Origin of the sequence: Parahaliea maris (genome assembly GCF_008064665.1) — a bacterium.
GTDB lineage: Bacteria > Pseudomonadota > Gammaproteobacteria > Pseudomonadales > Halieaceae > Parahaliea > Parahaliea maris.
Window position 1 is genome coordinate 121715 of the sequence record NZ_VRZA01000006.1, and the last position, 24881, is coordinate 146595.

Consider the following 24881-nt stretch of genomic DNA (forward strand, 5'->3'; position numbering starts at 1 on the left):
TGCAGCGCGCCAATCTGTGTTAGAATTCCGCGCATCTACCCCCGATTTTCCTCGCAGTATCCTCATGAGCATAGCGTCCGACAAACTGGAATCCATTCGCCAGCAAGTGCAGTTTCACCTGGACAAAGCCGAGCACAGCCAGCTTTCACCCGAGCAGGAGGACGCGCTAAAGGCGCGTATCAAGGCGCAACTCGCAGAGCACAACGCGGTGATTGTGGCGCACTACTACACTGCGCCCGTGGTGCAGGCGCTGGCCGAGGAGACCGGCGGCTGTGTGTCCGATTCCCTGGAAATGGCCCGGTTTGGCCACGACCACCCGGCAGACACCCTGATTGTGGCCGGGGTGAAATTCATGGGTGAAACCGCCAAGATCCTGACCCCGGAAAAACGCGTGTTGATGCCGACGCTGGAGGCTACCTGTTCCCTTGACCTGGGCTGCCCCATCGACGAGTTTTCCGCTTTTTGCGATGCCCACCCCGATCGCACGGTGGTGGTTTACGCCAACACCTCCGCCGCGGTGAAGGCCCGGGCCGACTGGGTGGTGACCTCCAGTATCGCCCTGGATGTCGCCGAGCACCTCGCTGCCAACGGTGAAAAAATCATCTGGGCGCCCGATCGCCACCTGGGCGACTACGTGCGCCGGGAAACCGGTGCCGACATCCTCATGTGGGACGGCGCCTGTATTGTCCACGAAGAGTTCAAGGCCCGCGGCATCGCCGACCTGAAAAAGGTGTATCCCGACGCGGCGGTGCTGGTTCACCCGGAGTCGCCGGCTTCGGTGCTGGAACTGGCAGACCGGGTGGGTTCCACCACCCAGATCATCCGCGCCGCCCAGGAAATGGACAACGAGCGCTTTATCGTGGCCACCGACCAGGGCATCTTTTACAAGTTGCAGCAGCAGGCCCCGGGCAAGGAATTCATCATTGCGCCCACGGCCGGCAATGGCGCCACCTGTCGCAGCTGTGCCAACTGCCCGTGGATGGCCATGAACGAACTGGAAAGTCTGGCGCAGGTGTTCGAGCGCACAGACAACGAGATTTTCGTCGACCCGGTGGTCGGCGAGCGCGCCATGGTGCCCCTGCGGCGGATGCTGGATTTCGCGGCGGGCCTGAAGTTGCAGGTCAAGGGCAACGCCTGAGCCCTCGCGGTTCTTCCCGGAGGGCGCTCAGCCCTCCATCTGCTCTCGCAAATCGGCGACGTCGCGCAGGCGCTGTTGAATCTTTGCCGTGGTGGGGTAGTCCTGGGTGGCCAGCTTCAGGGCGTAATTGAGCTGTTTTTCCGCCTCGTCCAGAATTCCGTTAAGGATGAAGAACTCTGCCCGTGACTGGTGCAGCCCTACGATGTTGCCCGACAGTCCCTGAACTTCCGCCAGCAGATACCACAGGCCGGGGTCATTGGCCTTGCGCTTGCTCTGCTCTACCAGGACCTCTTCGGCCACGTGGGCCTGTTGATTGCGCATCAGGGCCCTGGCGTAGGTCATGGTCAGGGGGTGGTTGCCTGGTGAGCGCTTGAGACGCTGGGCCAGCTTTTCCGCCGCCTTGCCCGGTTCGTTGCGGGCGATATCGATCTCGGCGTCGGCGATGATGTATTCCAGCCGGGATGGATCCTTCGACCAGATGCCGTCCAGCTCCAGTGCGGCCTCGTCGGTGCGACCCGCCTCTGTCAGGGCCATCACCAGCCCGTATTGCGCCGCCTCGTGAGAGCGGCTGTTGCCGTCCAGCTCACTGCGGAATTTCTGTACCGCTTCCTCCGGTGTATTGGCCAGCTGGTTCACCACCCGGGCGCGCATCAGCTGGTAGTTGAGGCTGGTCTCTGCCGGCTGTTCCGGGTACAGCCGGGCGCGATTGCGGGTGTCGGCAATACGGTTTTCGCTCAGGGGGTGGGTGCGCAGGAATTCAGGCACCCGGTTGCCACCGGCGTAGCGCGTGGCCTGCAGCATGCGCTCGAACATGGCGGGGGCGGCGTGAGGGTCGAAGCCGGCGTCGGCCAGGGTCTGCATACCCACGCGATCGGCCTCGGCCTCGTTGCTGCGGCTGTAACGCAGGGCCGAATCCTGGGCAGCGGCCTGGGCGGCGGACAGTGCAGCCATACCCGCTTCACCACCGCCTGCGGCCAACAGGACGAAGCCCGCCAGCATGGCGGCCAGGTTCAGGGGCTGCTGGTTCTTCTGGAATTCCACCCGGCGGGAAAAATGCCGCTGGCTGAGGTGGGCAATTTCGTGGGCCAGCACGGTGGCCAGTTCATCTTCGGTCTGGGCATACATGAGGAGGCCATTGTTGACCCCGATCACGCCTCCCGGTACCGCAAAGGCGTTGATGCTGGCGTTGTCGACCACCACCAGTTCGATACGCCGGTCCTTGAGTTGGCTGTGGGTAACCAGCTCGTAGATCAGGTTCTCAAGGTATTCGTGCAGCAGCGGGTCGTCGACGGTGGGCACCTGGCTGCGGAAAATGCGCAGCCAGGTGCGGCCGAGCTGGTGCTCGTACTCGGTGGAGAACAGGCTGGTGCTGGCTTCGCCGAGGTTGGGCAGCTTCAGGTTTTCCGTGCCCTGGGCCAGCACTGGTTCACACAGCGTTCCCGCCAGCAACAGAGTGCCGAGGGTTCGGGTCAGGAGGCGCTCTGGCTTACAGCGGAACGGCACGTGAAAAAACTATCCATCCAATTGAAACTCGACCGGCATTGTACGCCATGCACAGGGTGCGGTGTATGCGCGGTACTGATACTGCTGAGAGTAGTGCCAGCCTAAAAAGTTCAGCCTGTGTTGGGTGCTCAGGGGTGAATGGCTATACTGGGCGCGCACTGATGACAGGAAACCCGCCAAACATGCCTTCGAGCCTCGTCCAGGAAGTGGATGCCACCGGCCTGCAATGTCCCATGCCACTCCTGATGGCCAAGCGAGCACTCAACGCCCTGGCGAGCGGTGACCAGCTGCGTGTTATTTCGACAGACCAGGGTTCACTGCGGGACTTCCAGGTGTTCGCGCAGCAATCGGGGCACCGGCTGCTGGCCTCGGAAGATCGCGACGGCCTCTATATCCATCTGCTGGAGAAGGCCTGAGCCCATGCTGGACATTTTCAACAAGTGGTACCGGCGTTACCTCTTCGAGGAGGAGTCGGTCCTGCTGCTGGTGTTGCTGACGCTGTCGGTTGTCCTGCTGATGACCATCGGCGATATCCTGGCCCCGGTGCTGGCCTCACTGGTACTGGCCTACCTGATGCAGGGGGTGGCCGGCCAGTTACAGCGTCACGGCCTGCCCCAGTGGCTGGGCGTGAGCGTGGCCTTCCTGCTGTTTGTCGGCGCCTTCTTCTTCTTCATCTTCGGGCTGCTGCCGATGGCCTGGCGCCAGTTACTGGCCCTGGCTGGGGAGATGCCGCGGATGCTGGACCAGGGCCGGCAGCTCCTCGGCGTACTGCCTGCGCGCTATCCGGAGTTCGTCAACCCGGAGCAGCTGAACCAGGTGATGGGAGTGGCCCAGAAGGAACTCGCCGAGTTCGGCCAGGCCCTGGTCACCCGTTCCCTCGCCAGTATCCCGGGGATTCTCACCGTGCTGGTGTACATCATCCTGATCCCGATCCTGGTGTTTTTCTTCCTCAAGGATCGCCAGGTCCTGCTGGCCTGGTGTGCAACGTTTCTGCCTCAGGAGCGGCCGCTGCTGCGCCGCATCTGGGGGGAGATGAACGTCCAGGTGGCCAATTACGCCCGCGGCAAGGTGCTCGAAATACTCATTGTTGGCGCCACCAGTTATATCGCGTTCACCTGGATGGGGCTGAATTATGCCGCCCTGCTGGGGCTGCTGGTGGGCTTGTCGGTCATCATTCCCTACATTGGCGCCGCCCTGGTGACCCTGCCGGTGGTGATGGTGGCCCTGTTCCAGTGGGGCTTCGCCAGTGAATTTTATTACCTGGTGCTGGTCTATTTCATCATCCAGGGGCTGGACGGTAACGTGCTGGTACCCCTGCTGTTCTCGGAAGCCGTCAACCTGCACCCCGTGGCGATCATCATCGCGGTGCTGTTCTTCGGCGGTATCTGGGGGCTGTGGGGCGTGTTCTTCGCCATCCCCCTGGCAACCCTGATCAAGGCGATCATTAACGCCTGGCCTACCCCTGCGGATGAGCCGGCAACCATTCTTGAAGCAACGGAGTAAACCATGCCGGTTAACCCCCTGATGCGGGGCTTCCAGCCCCTGCTACTAGTTGTATTGTCCCTGCTGTTTGTGGGGTGTGCTAGCGCCCCTCCCCGGGAGGTGACACCGGCCCAGAGCCCCAACGACGAGCATGCCTACCGCTTGCTGACGCTGGAAAACGACCTGCAGGTACTGTTGGTGTCAGACCCCGATACGCCCAAGGCAGCCGCGGCACTGGATGTCATGGTGGGCAGCGGGGATAACCCCGAGGGGCGGGGCGGGCTGGCCCACTTTCTCGAGCACATGCTATTCCTGGGTACCGACAAATACCCGGACCCGGCGGAGTACGAGGAGTTTGTGACCGAGCACGGCGGTTCCCGTAACGCCTATACCAGCTTCGAACACACCAACTACTTCTTCGACATCAACGCCGACTACCTGCCCGAGGCTCTCGATCGCTTTGCCCAGTTTTTTATTGCGCCGCGGTTTGATGCCGAATACGTGGACCGGGAGAAAAATGCGGTGCAGGCCGAGTACCAGATGGGGCTCAAGAGTGATTCCCGTCGAGGCCTGGATGTGCTGCAGGAGGTCATGAACCCGGAACACCCCTTCAGCCAGTTCGCCGTGGGCAGCCTGGAGTCGCTCGCCGACAGGCCGGATTCCAGTATCCGGGATGAGCTGCTCAGCTTCTACGAGACGCACTACTCGGCTAACGCCATGCGTCTCGTGGTGATGGGGCGCGAATCGCTGGACGAGTTGGAAGCGCTGGTGACACCGATGTTCAACCAGGTGCCCAACCGGCGCTACCAGGCAGCCGATATCGATGCCCCGCTGTTTGCAGCTGGTGCCCTGCCCCTGCTGGTCGAGGTGGAACCCCAGGCTACGCTGAGGCAGCTGGATGTGTCGTTCCCGGTGGCGGACTATCGCGACGATTACCGGGCGCAACCGCTGTCGTACCTCGGCAACCTGGTGGGCCACGAAGGGGCGGGTAGCCTGCTGTCGCAATTGAAGGCCGAGGGCCTTGCCGAGAGCCTCTCCGCGGGATCGGGCCTGGCCTGGCGTGGCGGTGCACTGTTCAGCGTCAACGTCTCCCTGACCGAGAAGGGCGTCACTGAATACCAGCGCGTGCTCCAGCTGTTGTTTGCCTACCTCGATATGTTGCGCGAGGAAGGGCCCCAGCAATGGTTGTACGAGGAACAGGCACAGCTGTCAGCGCTGCGCTTCCGCTTCAAGGAGGCCCCGGAACCGATCAACTACGTGAGCGGCCTGGCCAGCGGGATGCACTACTTTGCGCCGGAAGACGTTCTGCAGGGTCCCTACCTGATGACGGATTATGAGCCACAACTCCTCAGCGGGCTGCTGGCAGGGTTGAAGCCGGATAATGCGGTAATCACCCTGACCGACGCTGGCGTCAATACCGATCGGCGCAGCGCACATTACGAGGTTCCCTTCGCCACCGCGCATGCGGACAGCGCCGCCCGCTCCAGCTGGCACAGCCCCGACAGCGAGCCCGAACTGCATCTCCCTGCGGCCAATGAATTCATTGCTGAAGATGTGTCGCTGGTCGACCTGGAGGAGCCGGTCTCCGATGTCCCCGAGCGCATCCGGCAGGAAGACCGGCAAACTCTTTGGTTTGTGCAGGATGAGGAGTTCCGCCTGCCCAAGGGCGCGACCTATGTGAACTTCCGCTCTCCGCTGGTGGGCCAGACGGCGGAGCAGACAGCCACGGCAGTGCTCTACACCGCGCTGCTCAAGGACGTTGTCAACGAATTTACCTACCCGGCGCTGCTGGCGGGGCTCAACTTTGACCTCTACAAGCATGCCCAGGGTATCAGCCTGCGGGTCAGCGGCTACAACGATAAGCAACCGGTACTGTTCGACCGCCTGCTGCAAACGGTTCGCAAACCGGAATTCGATGCGGCGCGTTTTGCCAACATTCGTGCAGACATGATTCGCGGCCTGCAGAACTCGGTGGCCAAGCGCCCCTCGAGCCAGGTCATCGACGACCTCCGCGAAGCGCTGCTGTACGGTGAGTGGGGCGAACAGGACCTGATTGCTGCCCTTGACGGCCTGTCGCTGGAAGACGTTGAGCGCTACGCCGCCGATTTCTGGCAAAGCGCCACGGCAGAGACCCTGATGTACGGTAATTACAGCCGCGGCGACACCGACATCGTGGCCGCAGAGCTGGGCGATCTGCTGGTGAGCGGCGAGGCGCCCACCCTGGCGCCGCTGCAGGTGCTGAAGCTGGAGGAGGGCGAGCGCCTGCAGCTGGCGGCGGATGTGCCGCACGACGACTCGGTGATTGCCTGGTACCTGCAGGGCGAGGGCGAAAGCTGGTCTGACCGCGCCGCCACGGCCCTCACCGGGCAGATCATCAAGTCGGGATTCTTCCAGCAACTGCGCACCGAGCAGCAACTGGGCTACGTGGTGGCGGCGATACCCTGGCCGCAGCTGGATGTGCCCGGGCTGGTGCTGCTGATCCAGTCGCCCAATGCGTCAGCGCCTGAAGTGGCCGCGGCGATCGATCGCTTCATGGCGGCGGTGCCAGACAGCATCGACGAGGCGCAGTTTGAGCGGCACAAGGGTGCCCTGGTGCACGAAATCACCAAGCCAGACAAGAACCTCTGGGAGCGGGCGGAGTTTTTCTGGCAATCCATCGCCAAGAAGCAGTACGGCTTCGATGGTCGCAGTGAACTGGCTGGCGCAGTGGGCGGGATCACCCTGGCCGACTGGCGGGATTACTACCAGCGGGTGTTCCGGTCCCAGCCACGCTCCCTGCAGGCGGTAGCTCCGGGGCAATGGGGAGAGCTCCCGCCCGACGCAGGCCAGACCTTCCACAGTCCTCGAGAAGTAAAGACGGGGCATGCGACCTATGTCATTGAGTAAGCGGGTAGCAAATAAGTCTTACGGAATGTTATCGCTGTAAATTTACTACATTGGATTCAACAGAAACCCCGCCCTGGGTTCCACGGCGGGGTTTTTTTGCGCCTGAAAGCGGTAATTTATAGTTCTGTATTAGAACTAATGTTCCATTTCAGTGCATGTTGAGGTAGTATTTTTACATTCCGGTGCGTGGGAAGGTGCATTTACAGGCGCAATTTACCATCGTCACCTATACTGTCGGGGCCGTTTTCAGGGCAATGAGTTTTTAAATAGAACCCACTCGTTGCCGCTTTCAGGCCTTCGCATTCAAACAGGAGCGATATCGCTTATGACGGAAGACAAGGATCCCATCGAAACACGGGAGTGGCTCGAGGCGCTGGACGCGGTGCTGAAATACAGCGGCCCCGAGCGCGCCAGCTGGCTGCTCTCGGAACTGGCCAAGCATGCCACTGACACCGGTGTGCGCCTGCCCACGGCCATTACCACCCCCTTCCGCAATACGATCGCCCCGGCCGATGAGAAGCTGATGCCGGGCGACCTGTTCATGGAGCGCCGGATTCGTTCACTGGTACGCTGGAATGCACTCGCCATGGTGATGCGGGCCAACGACAATGACGAGGGGCTGGGTGGGCACATCTCCAGCTTTTCCTCCAGCGCGACCCTCTACGACGTGGGCTTCAACTACTTCTTCCGCGGTACCGAGAGTGGTCACCCCGGCGATCTGGTGTTCTACCAGGGCCACAGTGCGCCCGGCATGTATGCCCGTTCCTACCTCGAGGGGCGGCTGGGCGAGGAGCAGCTCGACAACTTCCGCCGCGAGGTGGATGGCAATGGCCTGTCCTCCTACCCGCACCCCTGGTTGATGCCGGATTACTGGCAGTTCCCCACGGTATCCATGGGCCTGGGCCCGATCCAGGCGATTTACCAGGCTCACGTAATGAAGTACCAGCAGAGTCGCGGGCTGGTCGAGCACGGAGACCGCAATGTCTGGTGCTTCATGGGCGACGGTGAATGTGACGAGCCGGAATCCCTGGGCGCCATCTCCATGGCCGGCCGGGAAAAGCTCGGCAACCTCATCTTTGTGGTGAACTGCAACCTGCAGCGCCTCGATGGCCCGGTGCGCGGGAATGGCAAGATCATCCAGGAGCTGGAAGGCGTATTCCGCGGCGCTGGCTGGGATGTCCAAAAAGTCATCTGGGGCCGCAAGTGGGACCCGCTGCTGGAGAAGGACGAGTCCGGCCTGCTGCAGCAGCGCATGGACGAGGTCTGCGACGGGGAGTTGCAGAACTACAAGTACAATGGTGGCGCCTACACCCGCGAGCACTTCTTCGGCAAGTACCCGGAAACCCTGAAGCTGGTGGAAGACCTGTCCGACGACGACATCATGTACCTCAACCGCGGTGGCCACGACCCCTACAAGGTCTACGCAGCCTATGCAGAAGCCGTCGCCCAGAACCAGCGTCCCACGGTGATTCTGGCAATGACCGTGAAAGGCTACGGTACCGGTGAGGCAGGGGAGGCCAACAACGAAACCCACTCCCTGAAAAAACTGGACATGGACAGCCTCAAGGCGTTCCGCGATCGCTTCGGTATCCCGATTTCGGATGCCGAATTGAAGAATGTCCCCTACTACCGTCCGGCGCCCGACAGCCCCGAAATGCGCTACATGAAACAGCGCCGGGAAGAGCTCGGTGGCCCGCTGCCGGCGCGCCGCGCCCAGCCGGAACTGTTGAACACTCCGCCGCTGGCGACCTTCGACAACCAGCTCAAGGGCAGTGGCAAGCGCGAGATTTCCACTACCATGGCCTTCGTGCGGGTGCTCTCCGCCCTGGTCAAGGACAAGGAGATTGGCGAGCGTGTAGTGCCCATCGTGCCGGACGAGGCGCGGACCTTCGGTATGGAAGGCATGTTCCGCCAGCTCGGCATCTACTCATCCGTCGGGCAGCGCTACACGCCCCAGGATGCCGGCCAGATCATGTTCTACAAGGAGGACCAGAAAGGCCAGATCCTGGAAGAGGGGATCAACGAGGCGGGTGCCTTCTCCGCCTGGTTGGCGGCGGCCACCTCCTACAGCACCAGTAATTACCCGATGGTGCCGTTCTATATCTTCTACTCCATGTTCGGCTTCCAGCGTATCGGCGATCTGGCCTGGGCGGCAGGCGACAGCCAGGCGCGGGGCTTCCTGATCGGCGCTACCGCGGGTCGGACCACGCTGAACGGGGAGGGCCTGCAGCACCAGGATGGCCACAGCCATCTGCTGGCCAGCACCATTCCCAACTGCATCAGCTACGACCCGGCCTACGCCTTCGAGCTGGCCGTCATCATCCAGGATGGCCTGCGGCGCATGTACCAGGAGGGTGAGAACAAGTTCTACTACATCACCACGATGAACGAGAACTACCTGCAGCCGGAAATGCCCCACGGCGCCGAAGAGGGCATCGTCAAGGGCATGTACCTGCTCAAGCGCGGGCCGAAGAAAAAGGGCCACCGTGTGCAACTGATGGGGGCCGGAACCATCCTGCGCGAGGTGGAGGCCGCTGCCGAAATTCTCGAAAAGGACTACAAGATCACCAGTGATATCTGGAGCCTGACCAGCGTCAACGAGCTGCAACGCGAGGGCAAGGCCGCCCTGCGCTGGAACATGCTGCACCCGGAGGAGACTCCCCGAGTGCCCTATGTCACCCAGCTGCTCGAAGGTGAGGAGGGGCCGGTGATCGTGGCCACGGACTACATGAAGGCCTACACCGACCAGCTGCGGGAATTCATTCCGCGGCGCTATGTCACCCTCGGCACCGACGGCTTTGGCCGCTCGGATACCCGCGACAAGCTGCGCAAGTTCTTTGAGGTGAGCCGGGAATACGTTGTGGTGGCCACGCTGAAAGCGCTGGCTGACGAGGGCAAACTGGAGGCCGGGGTGGTGGCGGAAGCCATGCGCGCCCTGGGAGTTTCTCCCGACAAGGTGGATCCCCTGTCCGTTTAGGCAGGCCGATCGCGAACCGAATAGAAGGAGACACTCATGGCGAAACAACAAGTAACAGTACCGGATATCGGCGGTGCCGAAGGCGCTGAGGTCATTGAACTGCTGGTGGCCGTTGGCGATACGGTGGAGGTCGAGCAGAGTCTGATCGTACTCGAGTCCGACAAGGCATCGATGGAAATTCCCTCCAGTCATGCCGGTACGGTGGTCGAGCTGCTGGTGGCCGTTGGCGACGAATTGGCCGAAGGCGCCCCCATCCTGGTGCTGGAGTCCGAAGGTGAAGAGGCGGCCGAGCCGGCGGTGGAAGACGCCGCGGAGCCCGCCGCTGCAGAAGCTGAGCCGGAGCCGAGTGCGCCCGAGCCCAGCGAGGCCCCCGCGGCGGCGGAGCCTGCCGCCCAAAGCAGTGAAATTGTGGTCAGCGTGCCGGATATCGGTACCGACGACGCGGTGGACCTTATTGAAGTCAGCGTGGCGGTGGGCGATACCATCGCCGAAGGTGATTCACTGGTGGTGCTGGAATCGGACAAGGCCTCCATGGAGGTGCCTTCCACCGATGCCGGGGAAGTACTGGAGATCCTGGTCAAGGAAGGGGACAGCGTGCGCCAGGGCGATCAGCTGGTGAAGCTGAAGGTCAGCGGCGGTGCTGCTGCGGCACCTGCACCGGCACCCGCCGCCGAGACGGCTGCTCCGGCGCCGTCAACGCCCGCGCCGAAAGCAGCCGAGGCCGTAGCCGCCAAGCCCGCCAGTGCCCCGGCCCAGAAGCCGGCAGGCGCCAGCGGTGGCCCGGTTTACGCCGGCCCTGCGGTGCGCAAACTGGCACGCGAACTGGGCGTGGATCTGGCGAAAGTGAGTGGCACCGGCCCCCGGGAGCGGGTGCTCAAGGAGGATGTGCAGACCTTCGTGAAGGCTGCGCTGGAAGGTGGTCAGGCGACTGTCACGGGCGGCGCCGGCATCCCGCCGGTACCGGAGGTGGACTTTGCCGCCTTCGGCGAGGTGGAGCCCGTTCCCCGCACCAAGATGGACAAGCTCACTGCAGCCAACATGCAGCGCAACTGGCTCAACGTGCCCCACGTCACCCAGTTCGACGAAGCCGACATCACCGAGCTGGAAGCCTTCCGCAAGGAGCTCAAGGGCGAGGCCGACAAACGCGGCACCAAACTCACCCCGATGCCCTTCCTGCTCAAGGCCTGCGCCGTTGCCCTGCGGGACAACCCCAAGTTCAACGCCTCGCTCTCTGTCGATGGCGAGGAGCTGGTGTACAAAAAGTACGTGCACATCGGCATGGCCGTGGATACCCCGGCGGGGCTGCTGGTGCCGGTCATTCGCGACGTGGACAAGAAGACCCTGTGGGAACTGGCGGAAGAAGTCCTGGAGATGGCAGCCAAGGCGCGCGACCGCAAACTCAAGCCGGCGGAAATGCAGGGCGGTTGTTTTACGATCTCCAGCCTCGGCGGCATAGGTGGTACTGGCTTTACGCCCATCGTCAATGCGCCGGAAGTCGGCATCCTTGGCGTATCCCGGGCGGAGATCAAGCCGCGCTGGAACGGCCGGGAGTTTGAGCCGCGCAACATGCTGCCGCTGGGGCTGTCCTACGACCACCGGGTGATCAACGGCGGTGATGCCGGCCGTTTCTGCACCCAGCTGGTAGGTCTGCTGGGCGACATCCGCAAACTGTTGCTGTAACGCGGCACCCTTGCATCCCGGGCGCCCTGGCGGGCGCCCGCTCTTCACCGCGGGTTATGCCGGACTTGTGCGTAATTGGCACGAATTCTGCTCTTGGAATAGGGTGTTCCATGGCGACAGTGACCTGAGAGACGCATCCGGTGGCGCAGACACCTTCCCAGAGCGATTCCCGAACCGATTCCCGAACCGGTTCAATGTGGCAGCAGGACTTTCTGCGTCGGCACCAGTTGGGGGCGGAATACCTCAAGGTTGCCCGACTTTGGTTCGACCCGCTGGCGGAAAATCTGGCAATGCACCATAGTGGTGCATCTCGTCCGTTGCTGCTGGGTATCAATGGCTGCCAGGGGTCGGGCAAGTCGACGCTGGTCGATTATCTCGCCCATTGCCTCCAGGCGGAGCACGGTCTGCGCTGTGTGACGCTTTCGCTGGATGATTTTTACCTGACCCGGACCGAGCGCGAGCGCCTGTCACGCGAAGTGCACCCGCTGTTTGTGACCCGGGGGGTGCCGGGCACCCACGATGTTTCCCTTCTCCTCGATACCCTGGATCGCCTGTTGTCCGCGAGCGAGGGAGAGCTGTTCGTGCCCCGCTTCAACAAGGCCGAAGATGACCGCCATCCACCGGAGCAGTGGACGAAGATCATGGCGCCGGTGGATATCATTCTGTTTGAAGGCTGGTGCCTGGGAGTGGAAGCCCAGCCCACCGCGGCGTTACGGGAGCCGGTCAACGCGCTGGAACGGGACGAAGATGCCGGGGGCATCTGGCGCGGGCACGTCAACAGGGCGCTGGCCACGGAGTTCCCTCCGGTCTACGCCCTGGTGGATCGCTGGCTGATGCTGCAGGCGCCGTCCTTTGCCTGTGTGCAGCAGTGGCGGCAGGAGCAGGAGGACAAGCTGCGGCAGCGCCTGGGCCCCGATCATCTCGGTAAGTCCATGACCCCGGAGCAGGTGGCGCGCTTTATCCAGCACTACCAGCGCCTGACCGAATGGTCCCTGGTGAGCCTGCCTGAGCGGGTGGACGACTGCCTGGTGCTGGACGAATCACGGAAGATTCTGCGGAGGGAGGGAGCATGAGCGCCGAGCCACAACGCCTGGTGTTTACCGATCTGGACGGGACCCTGCTCGACCACCACACCTACAGCTACAGTGATGCTATGCCCAGGCTGCGGGCGCTGGAGCGGATGTCCATCCCTGTCATACCCGTGACCAGCAAGACCCGGGTAGAAATCGAACAGCTGCGGAGAGAACTCGGCAACCGGCATCCCTTCGTGGTGGAAAACGGAGCTGCGGTGTTCATTCCGGAGGGCTATTTCCCCGAGCAGCCCGCGGATACCCGTTCCTATGGCGGTTACTGGCTGCATGAATTTGCCCCGCCACGCTCGCGCTGGCTGGAATTGCTGGAGCGCATGGAGGACCAGTACTCCGGCGAGTTTTCCAGCTTTTTCCGCCTGGGCACCCGCGGCATCATGGAGTTGACGGGGCTGACCGAGGCCCGCGCGCGGCAGGCCAACCAGCGTGAGTACAGCGAGCCGGTGCACTGGATCGGCCGGGAATCACGCAAGCAGCGTTTTACTGCCGATCTGGAGGCGGCTGGTGCTACAGTATTGCAGGGGGGCAGGTTTCTGTCGGTGAGCGGCAATGCCGACAAGGGGCGCGCCCTGCGCTGGTTGCGGGCCTGTTACCCGCCGCCGGTGCTGGACATTGCCGCCGGCGACAGTGGCAATGACTGCGCCATGCTGGAAGCCGCCGGCACTGCCCTGCTGGTGCGCTCCCCGTCCCACGCCTTTCCCGCGCTGCAGCGCGATGAAGGTGTATTACATAGTCGCGCCCTTGGTCCTGCAGGGTGGTCCGAGGGCATCGCTCGCTGGCTGAGCGACGCAGCAGGCCCACAGGAGAGCTGATCATGGGTGATTTCTATCAAAACGGTATCATTACTACCCTGCACAATATGGCCGACCGGCCACTTGAGGAACTGGAGCAAGAGCTGACGCGTTTTGCCCGGCGTCGCCCGATGGGGCTTATCCTGCCTTCGCTGTACTCCGAACTGGAAGGCGAGGCGCTGCCGCGCATCGTCGATCAGTTGGCGGCGGTGCCCTACCTGTCGCAGATCGTGGTGGGGCTCGATCGCGCCGACCGGGGTCAGTACGAAAGCGCACTGGAGTTCTTCTCGCGCCTGCCTCAACACCACCGTGTGCTGTGGAATGATGGCCCGCGGCTGAAGGCGCTGGATGAGGAACTGCAGCGCTTTGACCTGGCGCCCAGGGAAATGGGCAAGGGGCGCAATGTCTGGTACTGCATGGGCTATACCCTGGCTTCCCAGAAAGCCGAGTCCGTCGCCCTTCACGACTGCGATATTCTCACCTACGACCGCTCCCTGCTGGCGCGTCTGATCTACCCCGTGGCGCACCCGCAATTCAACTACGAGTTTTGCAAGGGCTTCTATGCCAGGGTGGCCGACGGCAAGATCAACGGCCGGGTCAGCCGCCTGCTGGTGACGCCCCTGCTGCGGGCATTGAAGAAGACCCTCGGGGATATGGAATTTCTCGAGTACATGGACAGCTTCCGCTATCCGCTGGCGGGCGAGTTTTCCTTCCGCCGGGATGTGCTTATCGACATCCGCATACCCAGCGACTGGGGGCTGGAAATCGGCGTGCTGTCGGAGATGTACCGCAATTACGCCAACAATCGCCTGTGCCAGGCGGATATCGCCGATACCTACGATCACAAGCACCAGGACCTGTCCGCCGAAGACGCCAGCAAGGGCCTGTCGAAGATGTCCACCGATATCGCCAAGGCCCTGTTTCGCAAACTGGCCACTCGCGGGGTGACCTTCAACACCGAGACCTTCCGCTCCCTCAAGGCCACCTATTACCGCATCGCCCTGGATTTCGTGGAGACCTACCACAACGACGCTGTAATGAACGGTCTCACTCTCGACATACACAACGAAGAGAAAGCCGTGGAGCTCTTCGCAGAAAACATCATGAAGGCCGGTGAGGCCTTCCTGGCAAGGCCCATGGAACGGCCGTTCATCCCGAGCTGGAGTCGGGTGGAGAGTGCCATACCCGATATTCTCGAGCGTCTTCTGGATGCGGTAGAACAGGACAATATTGACTACGCGGGGTAACGGAATGCTGCAAGGGGAGGGGGCGCTGACGCTAAGGGACCGGGTGGAGCAACACCTGCAGGCAATCTATCACGATATTTCCCTCGATATATCCTTCACCGAGTTCGCTGACGACCTGCTCGGTCTGATGCGCCTCGAGGTGGACGAAAACACGCCCCTGCAGCACACCAACCACTGGAACCAGTGCGATACGATCCTGATCACCTACGGTGACAGCCTGCTGGCAACCGACGAAAAGCCCCTGGTCACCCTGAAGCGTTTTCTCGATGACAACAGCGAGGGGCTGCTGAGCGCCGTTCACATCCTGCCGTTCTATCCCTGGAGTTCCGATGACGGTTTCGCGGTGCTCGATTACTCCAGCGTGAACGAGGCGCTGGGCGATTGGAGTCATATTGGCGAGATCGCAGCCGGCTACGATCTCATGGCCGATCTGGTCATCAATCACTGCTCCAGCCGCAGTCTGTGGTTCGAGAACTTCATCAAGGGCGTGGAGCCCGGCAAGGGTTATTTCTACACCGCGAGCCCGGAGGATGACCTGTCGTCCGTGGTGCGCCCGCGGACCTCACCGCTATTGAAAGAGGTGGAAACCGACGAAGGCACGCAGTACGTCTGGTGTACCTTCAGCCACGACCAGGTCGATCTGGACTTTCGCAATCCGGAGGTACTGAAACAGTTTGTCAGTATCGTGCGCCAGTACCTGGATGAGGGAGTGCGCATTTTCCGGCTCGATGCCGTGGCCTTCCTGTGGAAAGTCCCGGGTACCACCTGCCTCAATCTCGAAGAGACCCACGAGGTGGTGCGCCTGCTGCGCACCCTGGTGGAGCACGCCCGGGCGGACGCGGTGCTGATCACCGAGACCAATATTCCCAACCGGGAAAACCTGTCCTATTTCGGCAATGCCAACGAGGCCCACTGCGTCTACAACTTCTCCCTGCCCCCACTGCTGCTCAATACGCTTGTAACCGGCGACTGTAGCTACCTCAAGCAGTGGGTGATGAGTATGCCGCCGGCCCAGAACGGCACCGCCTACTTCAACTTCATTGCCTCCCACGACGGCATCGGCCTGCGCCCGGCGGAAGGCCTGCTATCGGACGAGGAACTCGATGCGCTGATTGTCACCATGCAGTCCTTCGGCGGGCACGTGTCCTACCGGGCGCTGGAAAACGGGGAAAACCGGCCCTACGAGATCAATATCGCGCTCTACGACGCCCTGCAGGGGACGGTGGATGGCCCGGACGACTGGGGGCTGGAGCGCTTTGTCTGTGCCCACGCCATCATGCTGGGGCTGGAGGGCATCCCGGGAATCTACCTGCACAGCCTGCTGGGTACCCACAATGACCACCAGCGGGTGGAGAACACGGGCCATGCCCGTTCCATCAACCGCCACCAGTGGAATCTCGATCTGCTGCAGGAGGCGTTGGAGGATACCCAGAGCAGTCACAGCCGGGTGTTTTCCAGGCTCAAGGCCCTGCTGGCCACTCGCCGTCGGCAGGCCGCCTTCCACCCCAATGCTACCCAGTTCACCCTGCATCTGGGGAGCGCCATTCTCGGTTTCTGGCGCCAGAGCATGGACCGCCGTCAGAGCGTGTTCTGTATCTCCAATATCAGTCCACAGCCGCAACCGCTGAACCTGCGGGACATCAACCTGATCGATGCCCACCAATGGCAGGACCTGATCGGCGGAGAGGTGTACGAGAGCCACGACCAGCAACTTGAACTGCGGCCCTACCAGACCCTGTGGATCACCAATCTACCGGATCATCGGTGAGCCCGGAGAGAGCGCTGATTCGCCCGTTCTCTGTGCTAAACTCCCGAGTCCCGCAGCACTTGCCAGCCCTGCTGGCGGTGCCGACCCAAGGCATGGAATCAGGAAGCGACACATGATAATCAAGCCCCGCGTTCGCGGCTTTCTCTGTACCACTACCCACCCGGTCGGCTGCGACGCCAACGTGCGCCAGCAGATCGACTATGTCAGGGCCCAGGGCCCCATCGAGAACGGCCCCAAAAAGGTATTGGTGATCGGCGCCTCCACCGGTTACGGCCTGGCCTCGCGGATCAGCGCGGCCTTCGGCGCCGGCGCGGCGACCCTGGGTATCTTCTTTGAGAAAGAGGGTACTGAGAAAAAGCCGGGCACCGCGGGCTGGTACAACTCGGCTGCCTTCCACAAATATGCCGAGGCCGAGGGGCTGTACGCCAAGAGCATCAACGGCGACGCCTTCTCCGACGAGATCAAGCAGAAAACCATCGACACCATCAAGGCCGACCTGGGGCAGGTCGACCTCGTGGTCTACAGCCTGGCCGCTCCGCGGCGCCAGCACCCGGTGACCGGCGTGGTGCACAGTTCCACCCTCAAGCCCATCGGCAGCGATACCGTGCAGAAGGGGGTGAATACCGACAAGGGGGAAATCCAGGACTTCCACCTGGAGGCCGCGTCGCAGGAAGAAATCGACAACACCGTGGCGGTGATGGGCGGCGAAGACTGGCAGATGTGGATCGACGCCCTCGACGAGGCCGGTGTGCTGGCGGAGGGTGCGAAGACCACGGCCTATACCTATATCGGCGAAAAAATCACCTGGGATATCTACTGGCACGGCACCATCGGCGCCGCCAAGAAGGACCTCGACAAGCGGGTCGTGGACATTCGTGAGCGCCTGGCCAAAAACGGCGGGGATGCCCGGGTGTCCGTGCTGAAGGCGGTGGTCACCCAGGCCTCTGCGGCGATTCCCGCCATGCCCATCTACCTGGCTATCCTGTTCAAGGTGATGAAAGAGCAGGGCGTCCACGAGGGCTGTATCGAGCAGGTGGACGGCCTGTTCCGCGATTCCCTGTACGGCGCCACCCCCAGGCTGGATGACGAAGGGCGCCTGCGCGCCGACGGCAAGGAACTGGCACCGGCGGTACAGGAAACCGTGGCGGAAATCTGGGGACGCATTTCCACGGAAAACCTGACCAGCGAATCCGATTTCGACGGCTATCGCCAGGAATTCCTGCGCCTGTTCGGCTTCGAGATCGACGGTGTGGACTACGAGGCCGACGTCGACCCGGTCGTGCCCATTTCCAACTTGGTGTAACAACCATGCTCGAGCACGGCGTCCCGTTTGCCTTGAACAGCCGGGTGCGGCGCCTGGTTGCGCCCAATCCCGGCATGATGACCGGCCCTGGCACCAACACCTACCTGCTCGGCAATGAGCAGGTGGCAGTATTGGACCCCGGCCCTGCGATTCCCGAACATATCGAGGCAATTATCGCAGCGGGCGCCGGGCGCATTCGCTGGATCGTGTGTACCCACACTCATCCGGATCACTCCCCGGCGTGGCAGGCGGTGGCCGAGGCCACCGGTGCCGAAGTGCTGGGTGCCCTGCCTGCGGACGACCGCTTCCAGGACGATACCTTCCAGCCCACTACGGAACTCTCCCACGACTACCTGCTGGAGACCCCCGAGTTTCGCTTGCGGGCGCTGCATACCCCCGGGCATGTCAGCAACCATTTCTGCTTCCTGCTGGAGGAAGAGGGGATGTTGTTCGCGGGCGACCACATCATGAAGGGCTCAACCGTAGTGATCGTGCCCCCGGGGGGCGATATGAAAGCCTATATCGAGTCCCTGCAACTGCTGCTGGATTACCCGCTGCAGAACATCGCCCCCGGTCACGGGGAAGTGATCGATGATCCCCGGGCGGAAGTGGCTCACCTGGTAGAGCACCGCCTCAGGCGCGAGCGCAAGGTAGTCGCCGGGTTGACGCAGTTGGGGCGGGCCCATGCGGACGCACTGGTCAAGGTGGTTTACGACGATGTCGACGAAGATCGCCACGAGTGGGCCAAGCTGTCCATGGCCGCCCACCTGATCAAACTCCAGCAAGAGCAACAGGCCCGACAGCACCCGGACGAGAGCTGGGAACTGGAAGAGGACGGGGCCAGCTGACCTGCTGGCAGCCCGATTGCGTCGCCTTCCTGACAGTTATCCACGACGCGAACAACAATAATGGCGTCACCTGAAAATTAAAGTAAGACAGGAGATCAATATGAACGGCCTGATGATGAACACCGACCTGACGGTGACCTCCATCATGATCCACGCGGAGAAGGTCAACGGCAGCGGAGAGATCGTCTCGGTGACCCGTGACAATCCGCGTCATCGCTACACCTACCGTGATGCCTTTGCGCGTACCCGGAAACTGGCCAATGCCCTCTCGGGTTTCGACCTCGACAAGGGCGCGTGTATTGGTACCCTGGCCTGGAATGACCACCGTCACTTCGAGACCTATTACGCTGCGACCTGCTCGGGCTACGTGTGCCACACCATCAATCCGCGCCTGTTCCCGGAGCAACTGGTCTACATCATCAATCACGCCGAGGACCAGTTCGTCTTCCTCGACCCCGATTTCATGCCGCTGGTGGAAGCCATAGCCGACCAGTGCCCCGGGGTGAAGGGATGGGTGGTGCTGACCGACGAGGCGCATATGCCCGAAAGCGCCGTGCCGGGGCTGCTGTGCTATGAGACCCTGATCGCCGACCAGCCCAGCGAATTCGAGTGGCCGCAACTGGACGAAAACAGTGCCTGTGCCCTGTGCTATACCTCCGGCACCACGGGCAACCCGAAAGGTGTGCTGTACTCGCACCGTTCGACCATCCTCCACGCCTACGCTTCCATGATGCCCGACGCCCTGGGTCTGGCGCGCAAGGACGCGGTGCTTCCCATTGTTCCCATGTTTCATGTGAACGCCTGGGGCATTCCCTACTCCTGCCCCATGGCGGGGGCCAAACTGGTCTTCCCCGGCAGCAAGGTCGGCGACGGTGCGACCCTCGCCGCCCTCATTAACGAGGAGGGCGTGACCCAGTCTGCCGGTGTGCCGACGGTGTGGCTGGCGCTGCTCGCCTACCTCAAGAAGTCCGGTGAAACCGTCGATTCCCTCAAGACCGTGGTGATCGGCGGTGCCGCCTGCCCGCTGTCGGTGATGGAGGATTTCGAGCGCTATGGGGTCGATTCCCGGGTCGGCTGGGGTATGACCGAGATGAGCCCGCTGGGCAGCATCAATGCCAGTGCCGAGAGCCGCGAGCAGTACAGCCCGGAAGAGTTTGCCAAGGTGCGGCTCAAGGCCGGCCGCCCCGTGTTCGGGGTGGAAATGAAAATCGTCGACGAAGCAGGCGAGGAATTGCCCTGGGACGGCGTCGCTTTCGGTTCCCTCAAGGTGCGCGGCCCGTGGATCTGTTCGAGTTACTTCAAACTGGACGAGAGCAGTGCCCACGACGAAGACGGCTGGTTTGAAACCGGTGACGTGGCCACCATCGACCCCGACGGTTACATGGCGATCACCGACCGCACCAAGGACGTGATCAAGTCCGGGGGGGAGTGGATTTCCTCCATCGAGGTGGAGAACGTCGCCACCGACCACCCCAAAGTGGCCGAGGCCGCGGTAATTGGCCACTTCCACCCGAAATGGAGCGAGCGTCCCCTGCTGGTGGTCGTACGTGCCCCGGGTGCGGATGACCTCGACGAGGCGGAAATGCTGGCCTGGTTCGAGGGCAAGATCGCCAAGTGGTGGACGCCCGATGCGGTGCAGTTTGTCGAATCGCTGCCCCACGGCGCTACCGGCAAGATCCAGAAAGTGGCCCTGCGCGAGCAATTCAAGGACTACGCCTTCCCGGGCGCCTGAGTCCGGGGCTCCTCCCTCCCTGTCGCGGGCCCAACCCCTCATTGGAGCCCGCGCAGTCAATTATTTGCACTATGCGTAGAAAACTGGACTGAAATCTACGCATGTTGCTTGTTGAACCTGCAGCTCACTTCTATATTTGCCTCCCAGATTCACCCCAAATGGCCCGGGAGGCCCCTGAATGCCAAGCCAGAGTTACCGCCAGAGAACGGTCCCCCAGGTCGTCGCCGAAGCCGCTGCCGAGCACGGCGATCGCGTCGCGATCCAGGATGGTGACACCCGGCTCTCCTTCAGGGATCTGGACGCGGCGCGCCTGCAGGCAGCGGCGGCCCTGGCGGCCCTCGGCCTCAGGCAGGGTGAGCGCATTGCCATCTGGGCACCAAACATGGTCCAGTGGATTGTCGCCGCACTGGGGGCCCAGAGCCTGGGGGGTGTCCTGGTGCCACTCAATACCCGGCTCAAGGGGAGTGAGGCGGGTTATATTCTGCGCGCCAGTGGCACTCGCTGGCTGTTTACGGTGCCTGAATTCCTCGGTGTCAGTTATCCCGCGCTGATCAAGAATGAGACGTTGCCAGACCTGCAGGGCACGATTCTGCTGGAAGGGGTCGCCGATGGATGTACCGGGTGGGACACGTTCCTGGCCGGGGGCGCGGTGATTGATCCTGCGACAGTGGCGGCGCGGGCCGATGCCGTAACCCCGGACGACACCCTGGATATCCTGTTCACCTCCGGTACCACCGGCAAGCCCAAGGGGGTGGTGACCAGCCATGGCCAGAATATTCGCGCCTTCGAGACCTGGAGCCAGACCGTAGGCCTGCGCTCCGATGATAACTACCTGATTATCAATCCGTTTTTCCACTCGTTTGGTTACAAGGCCGGCTGGCTGGCGGCCATTATCCGCGGTGCGAAGATACTCCCTGTCCGCAGTTTCGACCTGGACGCCGTGCTGGAGCAGATTCCTCGCGACCGGGTGTCGATGATCCCTGGTCCGCCGACCATCTACCAGTCCCTGCTGGCGCATCCACAGCGCGACAAGTACGACCTGTCCAGCCTGCGGCTGGCGGTAACGGGCGCCGCGCCGGTTCCCGTGAGGCTGGTGGAGCAGATGCGCGACGTGCTCGGATTCGAGGTGGTGGTCACCGCCTATGGCCTGACCGAGTCCTGTGGTGTGGTCTCCATTTGCCGCGCGGACGACAGCGCCGAGCGCATTTCCCATACCTCCGGGTGCGCGATGGAGGGAGTGGAAATGAAGTGCGTGGACAGCGAGGGCAATACCGTTCCGACCGGTTCCGAGGGCGAGATCTGGTTCCGCGGATTCAACGTCATGCAGGGCTATCTCGATAACCCTGAAGAAACGGCGAAGACCATCACCGCCGATGGCTGGCTGAAAACCGGTGACGTGGGAGTAATGGATGCCGATGGTTATGTGCGTATTACTGACCGCATCAAGGACATGTTCATTGTCGGTGGGTTCAACTGCTATCCGGCCGAAATTGAAAATGCCCTGTGCAGTATGCCGGGCGTCGCGCGAGCGGCGGTGATCGGCGTGCCCGATGAGCGCATGGGCGAAGTGGCCCGGGCCTACCTCGTGCCGGAGGCCGGCGCTGATCTGGATGAAGCCACGGTGATTGCCTGGGCCCGCGACAACATGGCCAATTACAAGGTGCCGCGCTCGGTTCGCTTCCTCGATGCTCTGCCGATGAATGCGGGCGGTAAAGTGCTCAAGAACGAACTGCGGGACCTGTCCGCGCGGGAAAGCGCGTGAACACCGCTGCCCCGGACATCTACCCACCGCTGGACGATGTCGATCAGCGCATCATCTCCCTGTTGCGCGAGGACGGCCGTATGCCATTTCGCGCGCTGGCCAAAGAACTGGGCCTGACAGAGAGCACCATCCGGGCCCGGGTACGTCGGCTGGAAGAGTCCAACACCATGCGTGTGGTGGCCGTCACCGATATTGAAGCCGCGGGCTATAACCTGCTACTTGCCGTAGGCGTCCAGGTCGAGAACCGTACTCCCGAAAGTGTGGCGCGGGAACTGGCGGCGATACCGGAGGTGTTTTCCGTCAATGTGGTGGTGGGCACCCACGATATCGAAGCCCTGGTCGTCGCGCCGGACCAGGCCGGGCTCCACGCGTTATTGAATGAGCGGCTGGCGACACTGCCCGGTGTGCGTCGCCTGACCCCGGCACTGGCGGTGAACGTGTTGAAGAACCAGCCCGACTGGGTGCCCCTGTGACGCGCCGCAAGCTGGACGACGTGGATCGCGCCATCGTCAACCTGCTGTCGCAGGATGCGCGGGTGAGCAACCGGCAGATTGCCGCTGAGCTCGGAGTCACCGAAGGCACCGTGCGCACCCGGGTCAGGCGGATGGAAGAAGAAAAACAGATTCGCATTACTGCGGTCACCAACATCGACCGTTTTCGCGACGCCAGCCTGGCTTATATCTGGATAGAGGTGGAGCGCAGCCACCAGGTGGGTGAGATAGCGAGCCGGCTGGCAGAAATACCGGAGCTGGGCTTTGTCGGGGAGATGCTCGGGCGCTCAGACCTGCTGGCCATCACCATGGTACGCAACAATGAACATCTCGCCGAGTTTGTGCACGGGCATATCAGCTCTATCCCCGGGGTACGGCGGACCGAAAGCACGCTGGGCGTCAATTTTGTAAAACACGATTACCGCATGGCGCGGATCGTCGACTAGACACGGCAACACAAGACTGGACAGGACCTGTTATGGACAAACGCATTTCAGCCGCTGAGGCGGTGGCGCAAATTTCTGACGGCATGACCGTGGGCATCGGTGGCTGGGGCCCCCGGCGCAAGCCCATGGCCCTGGTGCGGGAGATTCTCCGCTCCGACCTGAAGGACCTCACCATCGTCGCCTACGGCGGCGCCGACGTGGGCATGCTGTGCGCTTCGGGCAAGGTGAAGAAGGTCATCTTCGCTTTTGTGTCACTGGATTTCATTCCGCTGGAGCCCTACTTCCGCCAGGCACGCCAGAGTGGTGCCATTGAAGTGATGGAAGTGGACGAGGGCATGATGCTGCTGGGCCTGCGCGCTGCTGCCTGGGGTGTGCCCTTCATCCCCACCCAGGTGGGCCTGGGCACCGATATCCTCACCCACAACCCCGACCTCAAGGTGATCGACAGCCCCTACGACGACAAGGAGTGGGTGGCGATGCCGGCGCTGAAGCTGGACGTGGCATTGATCCACGCCGACCGCGCCGACGCGCGCGGCGTGTGCCAGATCGAGGGACCGGATCACTACCTGGACGACTGGATTGCCCGCGCTGCCGACAAGACCATCGTGTCTTGCGAGGAGTTGGTGGAGTCCAGCTATTTCCAGGATCCGGCCCGGGCGCGGCAGGTGTTCTGGGAGCGCAGTATCACCGACGCCGTGGTCGAGATTCCCGGCGGTGCTCACCCCACCTCCTGTAACCCGCAGTACGGTTTCGACGTGCCGCACTTCAAGGCCTACAACGCCAGCGCCAAGGAGGGGGGCTTTGCCGCTTACAGCGAGCAATTCCTGGGAGCGAACGAGGCGGAGTACCAGGAGCGCGTGGGCGGCCTGGATGCCATTCGCGCCATTCCCCTGCCCGTTTACTGATCAGCCAAGGAGACTTGTTCAATGACTGCAGCTACCGAATACACCCTGGCTGAACTGTGCATCGTGGCCGCCGCGGAGGCCTTCCGCGACGACGGAGAAAAGCTCGCCACCGGAATCGGCGTGATTCCCCGCCTGGGTGCCAGCCTGGCCATGAAGACCTTCAATCCGGATCTCATGATGACGGACTCCGAGGCCTTCATGCTGTCCGAGCCCAATCCGCTGGGTAATCGTGGGGACGACTTCGTCCAGGCCAACGAAACCTGGATGGGTTTTTCCCGCATCTTCGACAATGTGTGGAGCGGCAAGCGTCACGCCATGCTGGGCCCGACCCAGATCGATCGCTTCGGCCAGACCAATACCTCTGCCCTTGGCGGTACCTACCAGCAGCCGAAGGTAATGATGCTGGGCGCTCGTGGTTTTCCGGGGAATTCCATCTGTCACCGCAATAGCTTCTTTGTGCCCTCGCACAATGACCGGGTGTTCGTCGATGGCGAGTGCGATTTCGTCTCCTCCATCGGCTACAACCCGGCGCGCCTGCCCAAGGGGCACAGCCTGGACGATGTATCGATTCACCGGGTGATTACCAACCTCTGCGTGATGGATTTCGGTGGCCCCGATCACCAGCTCCGCCTGTTGTCCCTGCACCCGGGAGTACAGGTCGAGGAAGTGCTGGATAACACCGGTTTCGCGGTGCATGTTCCTGAGGACGTGCCGGTAACGGCTGCGCCGACCGGGGAGCAGCTGGCCATCATTGCTGCCCTGGACCCTCACAACCAGCGGGCCTACCAGATCAAGGATAACCCCCCCGGTATGCGCGGTTAGGGGTGGCGCGCG

Annotated in this window: 19 protein-coding genes; 18 read left to right on the forward strand and 1 reads right to left on the reverse strand. The window is 62.4% G+C overall.

The features are described from left to right. Nucleotides 1-64 precede the first annotated feature (64 nt). Complete coding sequence (gene nadA / locus FV139_RS16285; protein WP_148069530.1) at nt 65-1138, forward strand: quinolinate synthase NadA; 1074 nt, start codon at nt 65-67, stop codon at nt 1136-1138. A 27-nt stretch (nt 1139-1165) separates the two neighbouring features. On the opposite strand, the gene FV139_RS16290 is transcribed toward nadA, so the two are convergent. After that, nucleotides 1166-2587, reverse strand: a complete 1422-nt coding sequence (locus FV139_RS16290; RefSeq protein WP_407946829.1) for a M48 family metalloprotease — start codon at nt 2585-2587, stop codon at nt 1166-1168. 236 nt (nt 2588-2823) lie between these two features. Here FV139_RS16290 and FV139_RS16295 point away from each other — a divergent pair, with 236 nt between their 5' ends. From FV139_RS16295 to FV139_RS16375, 17 genes are all read left to right on the forward strand, one after another. After that, nucleotides 2824-3057, forward strand: a complete 234-nt coding sequence (locus FV139_RS16295; protein WP_148069532.1) for a sulfurtransferase TusA family protein — start codon at nt 2824-2826, stop codon at nt 3055-3057. A 4-nt stretch (nt 3058-3061) separates the two neighbouring features. Further along, the gene (locus FV139_RS16300; RefSeq protein ID WP_148069533.1) at nt 3062-4144 is read left to right on the forward strand and encodes an AI-2E family transporter; all 1083 of its coding nucleotides are present in this window, start codon (nt 3062-3064) and stop codon (nt 4142-4144) included. A 3-nt stretch (nt 4145-4147) separates the two neighbouring features. After that, on the forward strand, nt 4148-7009 hold the full coding sequence (locus tag FV139_RS16305) for an insulinase family protein (protein WP_235898683.1): 2862 nt from the start codon (nt 4148-4150) through the stop codon (nt 7007-7009). Between the two features lie 325 nt (nt 7010-7334). Beyond that, complete coding sequence (aceE, locus tag FV139_RS16310; protein WP_148069534.1) at nt 7335-9986, forward strand: pyruvate dehydrogenase (acetyl-transferring), homodimeric type; 2652 nt, start codon at nt 7335-7337, stop codon at nt 9984-9986. A 36-nt stretch (nt 9987-10022) separates the two neighbouring features. Next, nucleotides 10023-11666: a dihydrolipoyllysine-residue acetyltransferase gene (aceF, locus tag FV139_RS16315; protein ID WP_148069535.1), complete on the forward strand. Its 1644-nt coding sequence runs from the start codon at nt 10023-10025 to the stop codon at nt 11664-11666. Nucleotides 11667-11860: 194 nt separating this feature from the next. After that, a complete protein-coding gene (locus FV139_RS16320; RefSeq protein ID WP_148069536.1) occupies nt 11861-12739 on the forward strand; it encodes a hypothetical protein in 879 nt (292 codons plus the stop codon). Then, nucleotides 12736-13566, forward strand: coding sequence for an HAD-IIB family hydrolase (locus FV139_RS16325; protein ID WP_148069537.1), 831 nt, complete (start codon nt 12736-12738; stop codon nt 13564-13566). The genes FV139_RS16320 and FV139_RS16325 overlap by 4 nt, the downstream gene beginning before the upstream one ends. A 2-nt stretch (nt 13567-13568) precedes the next feature. Next, nucleotides 13569-14792 carry a glycosyltransferase family protein gene (locus tag FV139_RS16330; RefSeq protein WP_148069538.1) on the forward strand — a complete coding sequence of 408 codons (1224 nt, stop codon included), beginning with the start codon at nt 13569-13571 and terminating at the stop codon, nt 14790-14792. 4 nt (nt 14793-14796) lie between these two features. Then, on the forward strand, nt 14797-16560 hold the full coding sequence (locus FV139_RS16335) for an alpha-amylase family glycosyl hydrolase (protein WP_148069539.1): 1764 nt from the start codon (nt 14797-14799) through the stop codon (nt 16558-16560). Between the two features lie 112 nt (nt 16561-16672). Further along, complete coding sequence (fabV, locus tag FV139_RS16340) at nt 16673-17863, forward strand: enoyl-ACP reductase FabV (RefSeq protein ID WP_148069540.1); 1191 nt, start codon at nt 16673-16675, stop codon at nt 17861-17863. Nucleotides 17864-17868: 5 nt separating this feature from the next. Further along, nucleotides 17869-18711 (forward strand): MBL fold metallo-hydrolase, encoded by an 843-nt coding sequence (locus FV139_RS16345; protein ID WP_235898684.1) that lies wholly within the window; start codon nt 17869-17871, stop codon nt 18709-18711. A 100-nt stretch (nt 18712-18811) separates the two neighbouring features. Beyond that, nucleotides 18812-20443, forward strand: coding sequence for a long-chain-fatty-acid--CoA ligase (locus FV139_RS16350; RefSeq protein ID WP_148069541.1), 1632 nt, complete (start codon nt 18812-18814; stop codon nt 20441-20443). A gap of 178 nt (nt 20444-20621) precedes the next feature. Continuing rightward, on the forward strand, nt 20622-22205 hold the full coding sequence (locus FV139_RS16355; protein ID WP_148069542.1) for a FadD3 family acyl-CoA ligase: 1584 nt from the start codon (nt 20622-20624) through the stop codon (nt 22203-22205). Then, nucleotides 22202-22678 (forward strand): Lrp/AsnC family transcriptional regulator, encoded by a 477-nt coding sequence (locus FV139_RS16360; protein ID WP_235898685.1) that lies wholly within the window; start codon nt 22202-22204, stop codon nt 22676-22678. Before FV139_RS16355 ends, FV139_RS16360 begins: the two co-directional genes overlap by 4 nt. Next, complete coding sequence (locus FV139_RS16365; protein ID WP_148069543.1) at nt 22675-23142, forward strand: Lrp/AsnC family transcriptional regulator; 468 nt, start codon at nt 22675-22677, stop codon at nt 23140-23142. The genes FV139_RS16360 and FV139_RS16365 overlap by 4 nt, the downstream gene beginning before the upstream one ends. A gap of 32 nt (nt 23143-23174) precedes the next feature. Continuing rightward, the gene (locus FV139_RS16370; RefSeq protein WP_148069544.1) at nt 23175-24047 is read left to right on the forward strand and encodes a CoA transferase subunit A; all 873 of its coding nucleotides are present in this window, start codon (nt 23175-23177) and stop codon (nt 24045-24047) included. A 21-nt stretch (nt 24048-24068) separates the two neighbouring features. Continuing rightward, entirely contained in the window at nt 24069-24869 is an 801-nt protein-coding gene (locus tag FV139_RS16375) for a CoA-transferase subunit beta (protein ID WP_148069545.1), read from the forward strand. Nucleotides 24870-24881 lie beyond the last annotated feature (12 nt).

What these genes read in the sequence shown, in the direction of transcription:
- nadA (WP_148069530.1), top strand. Translation starts at nt 65, where the DNA reads ATGAGCATAGCGTCCGACAAACTGGAATCCATTCGCCAGCAAGTGCAG.
- FV139_RS16295 (WP_148069532.1), top strand. Translation starts at nt 2,824, where the DNA reads ATGCCTTCGAGCCTCGTCCAGGAAGTGGATGCCACCGGCCTGCAATGT.
- FV139_RS16300 (WP_148069533.1), top strand. Translation starts at nt 3,062, where the DNA reads ATGCTGGACATTTTCAACAAGTGGTACCGGCGTTACCTCTTCGAGGAG.
- FV139_RS16305 (WP_235898683.1), top strand. Translation starts at nt 4,148, where the DNA reads ATGCCGGTTAACCCCCTGATGCGGGGCTTCCAGCCCCTGCTACTAGTT.
- aceE (WP_148069534.1), top strand. Translation starts at nt 7,335, where the DNA reads ATGACGGAAGACAAGGATCCCATCGAAACACGGGAGTGGCTCGAGGCG.
- aceF (WP_148069535.1), top strand. Translation starts at nt 10,023, where the DNA reads ATGGCGAAACAACAAGTAACAGTACCGGATATCGGCGGTGCCGAAGGC.
- FV139_RS16320 (WP_148069536.1), top strand. Translation starts at nt 11,861, where the DNA reads ATGTGGCAGCAGGACTTTCTGCGTCGGCACCAGTTGGGGGCGGAATAC.
- FV139_RS16325 (WP_148069537.1), top strand. Translation starts at nt 12,736, where the DNA reads ATGAGCGCCGAGCCACAACGCCTGGTGTTTACCGATCTGGACGGGACC.
- FV139_RS16330 (WP_148069538.1), top strand. Translation starts at nt 13,569, where the DNA reads ATGGGTGATTTCTATCAAAACGGTATCATTACTACCCTGCACAATATG.
- FV139_RS16335 (WP_148069539.1), top strand. Translation starts at nt 14,797, where the DNA reads ATGCTGCAAGGGGAGGGGGCGCTGACGCTAAGGGACCGGGTGGAGCAA.
- fabV (WP_148069540.1), top strand. Translation starts at nt 16,673, where the DNA reads ATGATAATCAAGCCCCGCGTTCGCGGCTTTCTCTGTACCACTACCCAC.
- FV139_RS16345 (WP_235898684.1), top strand. Translation starts at nt 17,869, where the DNA reads ATGCTCGAGCACGGCGTCCCGTTTGCCTTGAACAGCCGGGTGCGGCGC.
- FV139_RS16350 (WP_148069541.1), top strand. Translation starts at nt 18,812, where the DNA reads ATGAACGGCCTGATGATGAACACCGACCTGACGGTGACCTCCATCATG.
- FV139_RS16355 (WP_148069542.1), top strand. Translation starts at nt 20,622, where the DNA reads ATGCCAAGCCAGAGTTACCGCCAGAGAACGGTCCCCCAGGTCGTCGCC.
- FV139_RS16370 (WP_148069544.1), top strand. Translation starts at nt 23,175, where the DNA reads ATGGACAAACGCATTTCAGCCGCTGAGGCGGTGGCGCAAATTTCTGAC.
- FV139_RS16375 (WP_148069545.1), top strand. Translation starts at nt 24,069, where the DNA reads ATGACTGCAGCTACCGAATACACCCTGGCTGAACTGTGCATCGTGGCC.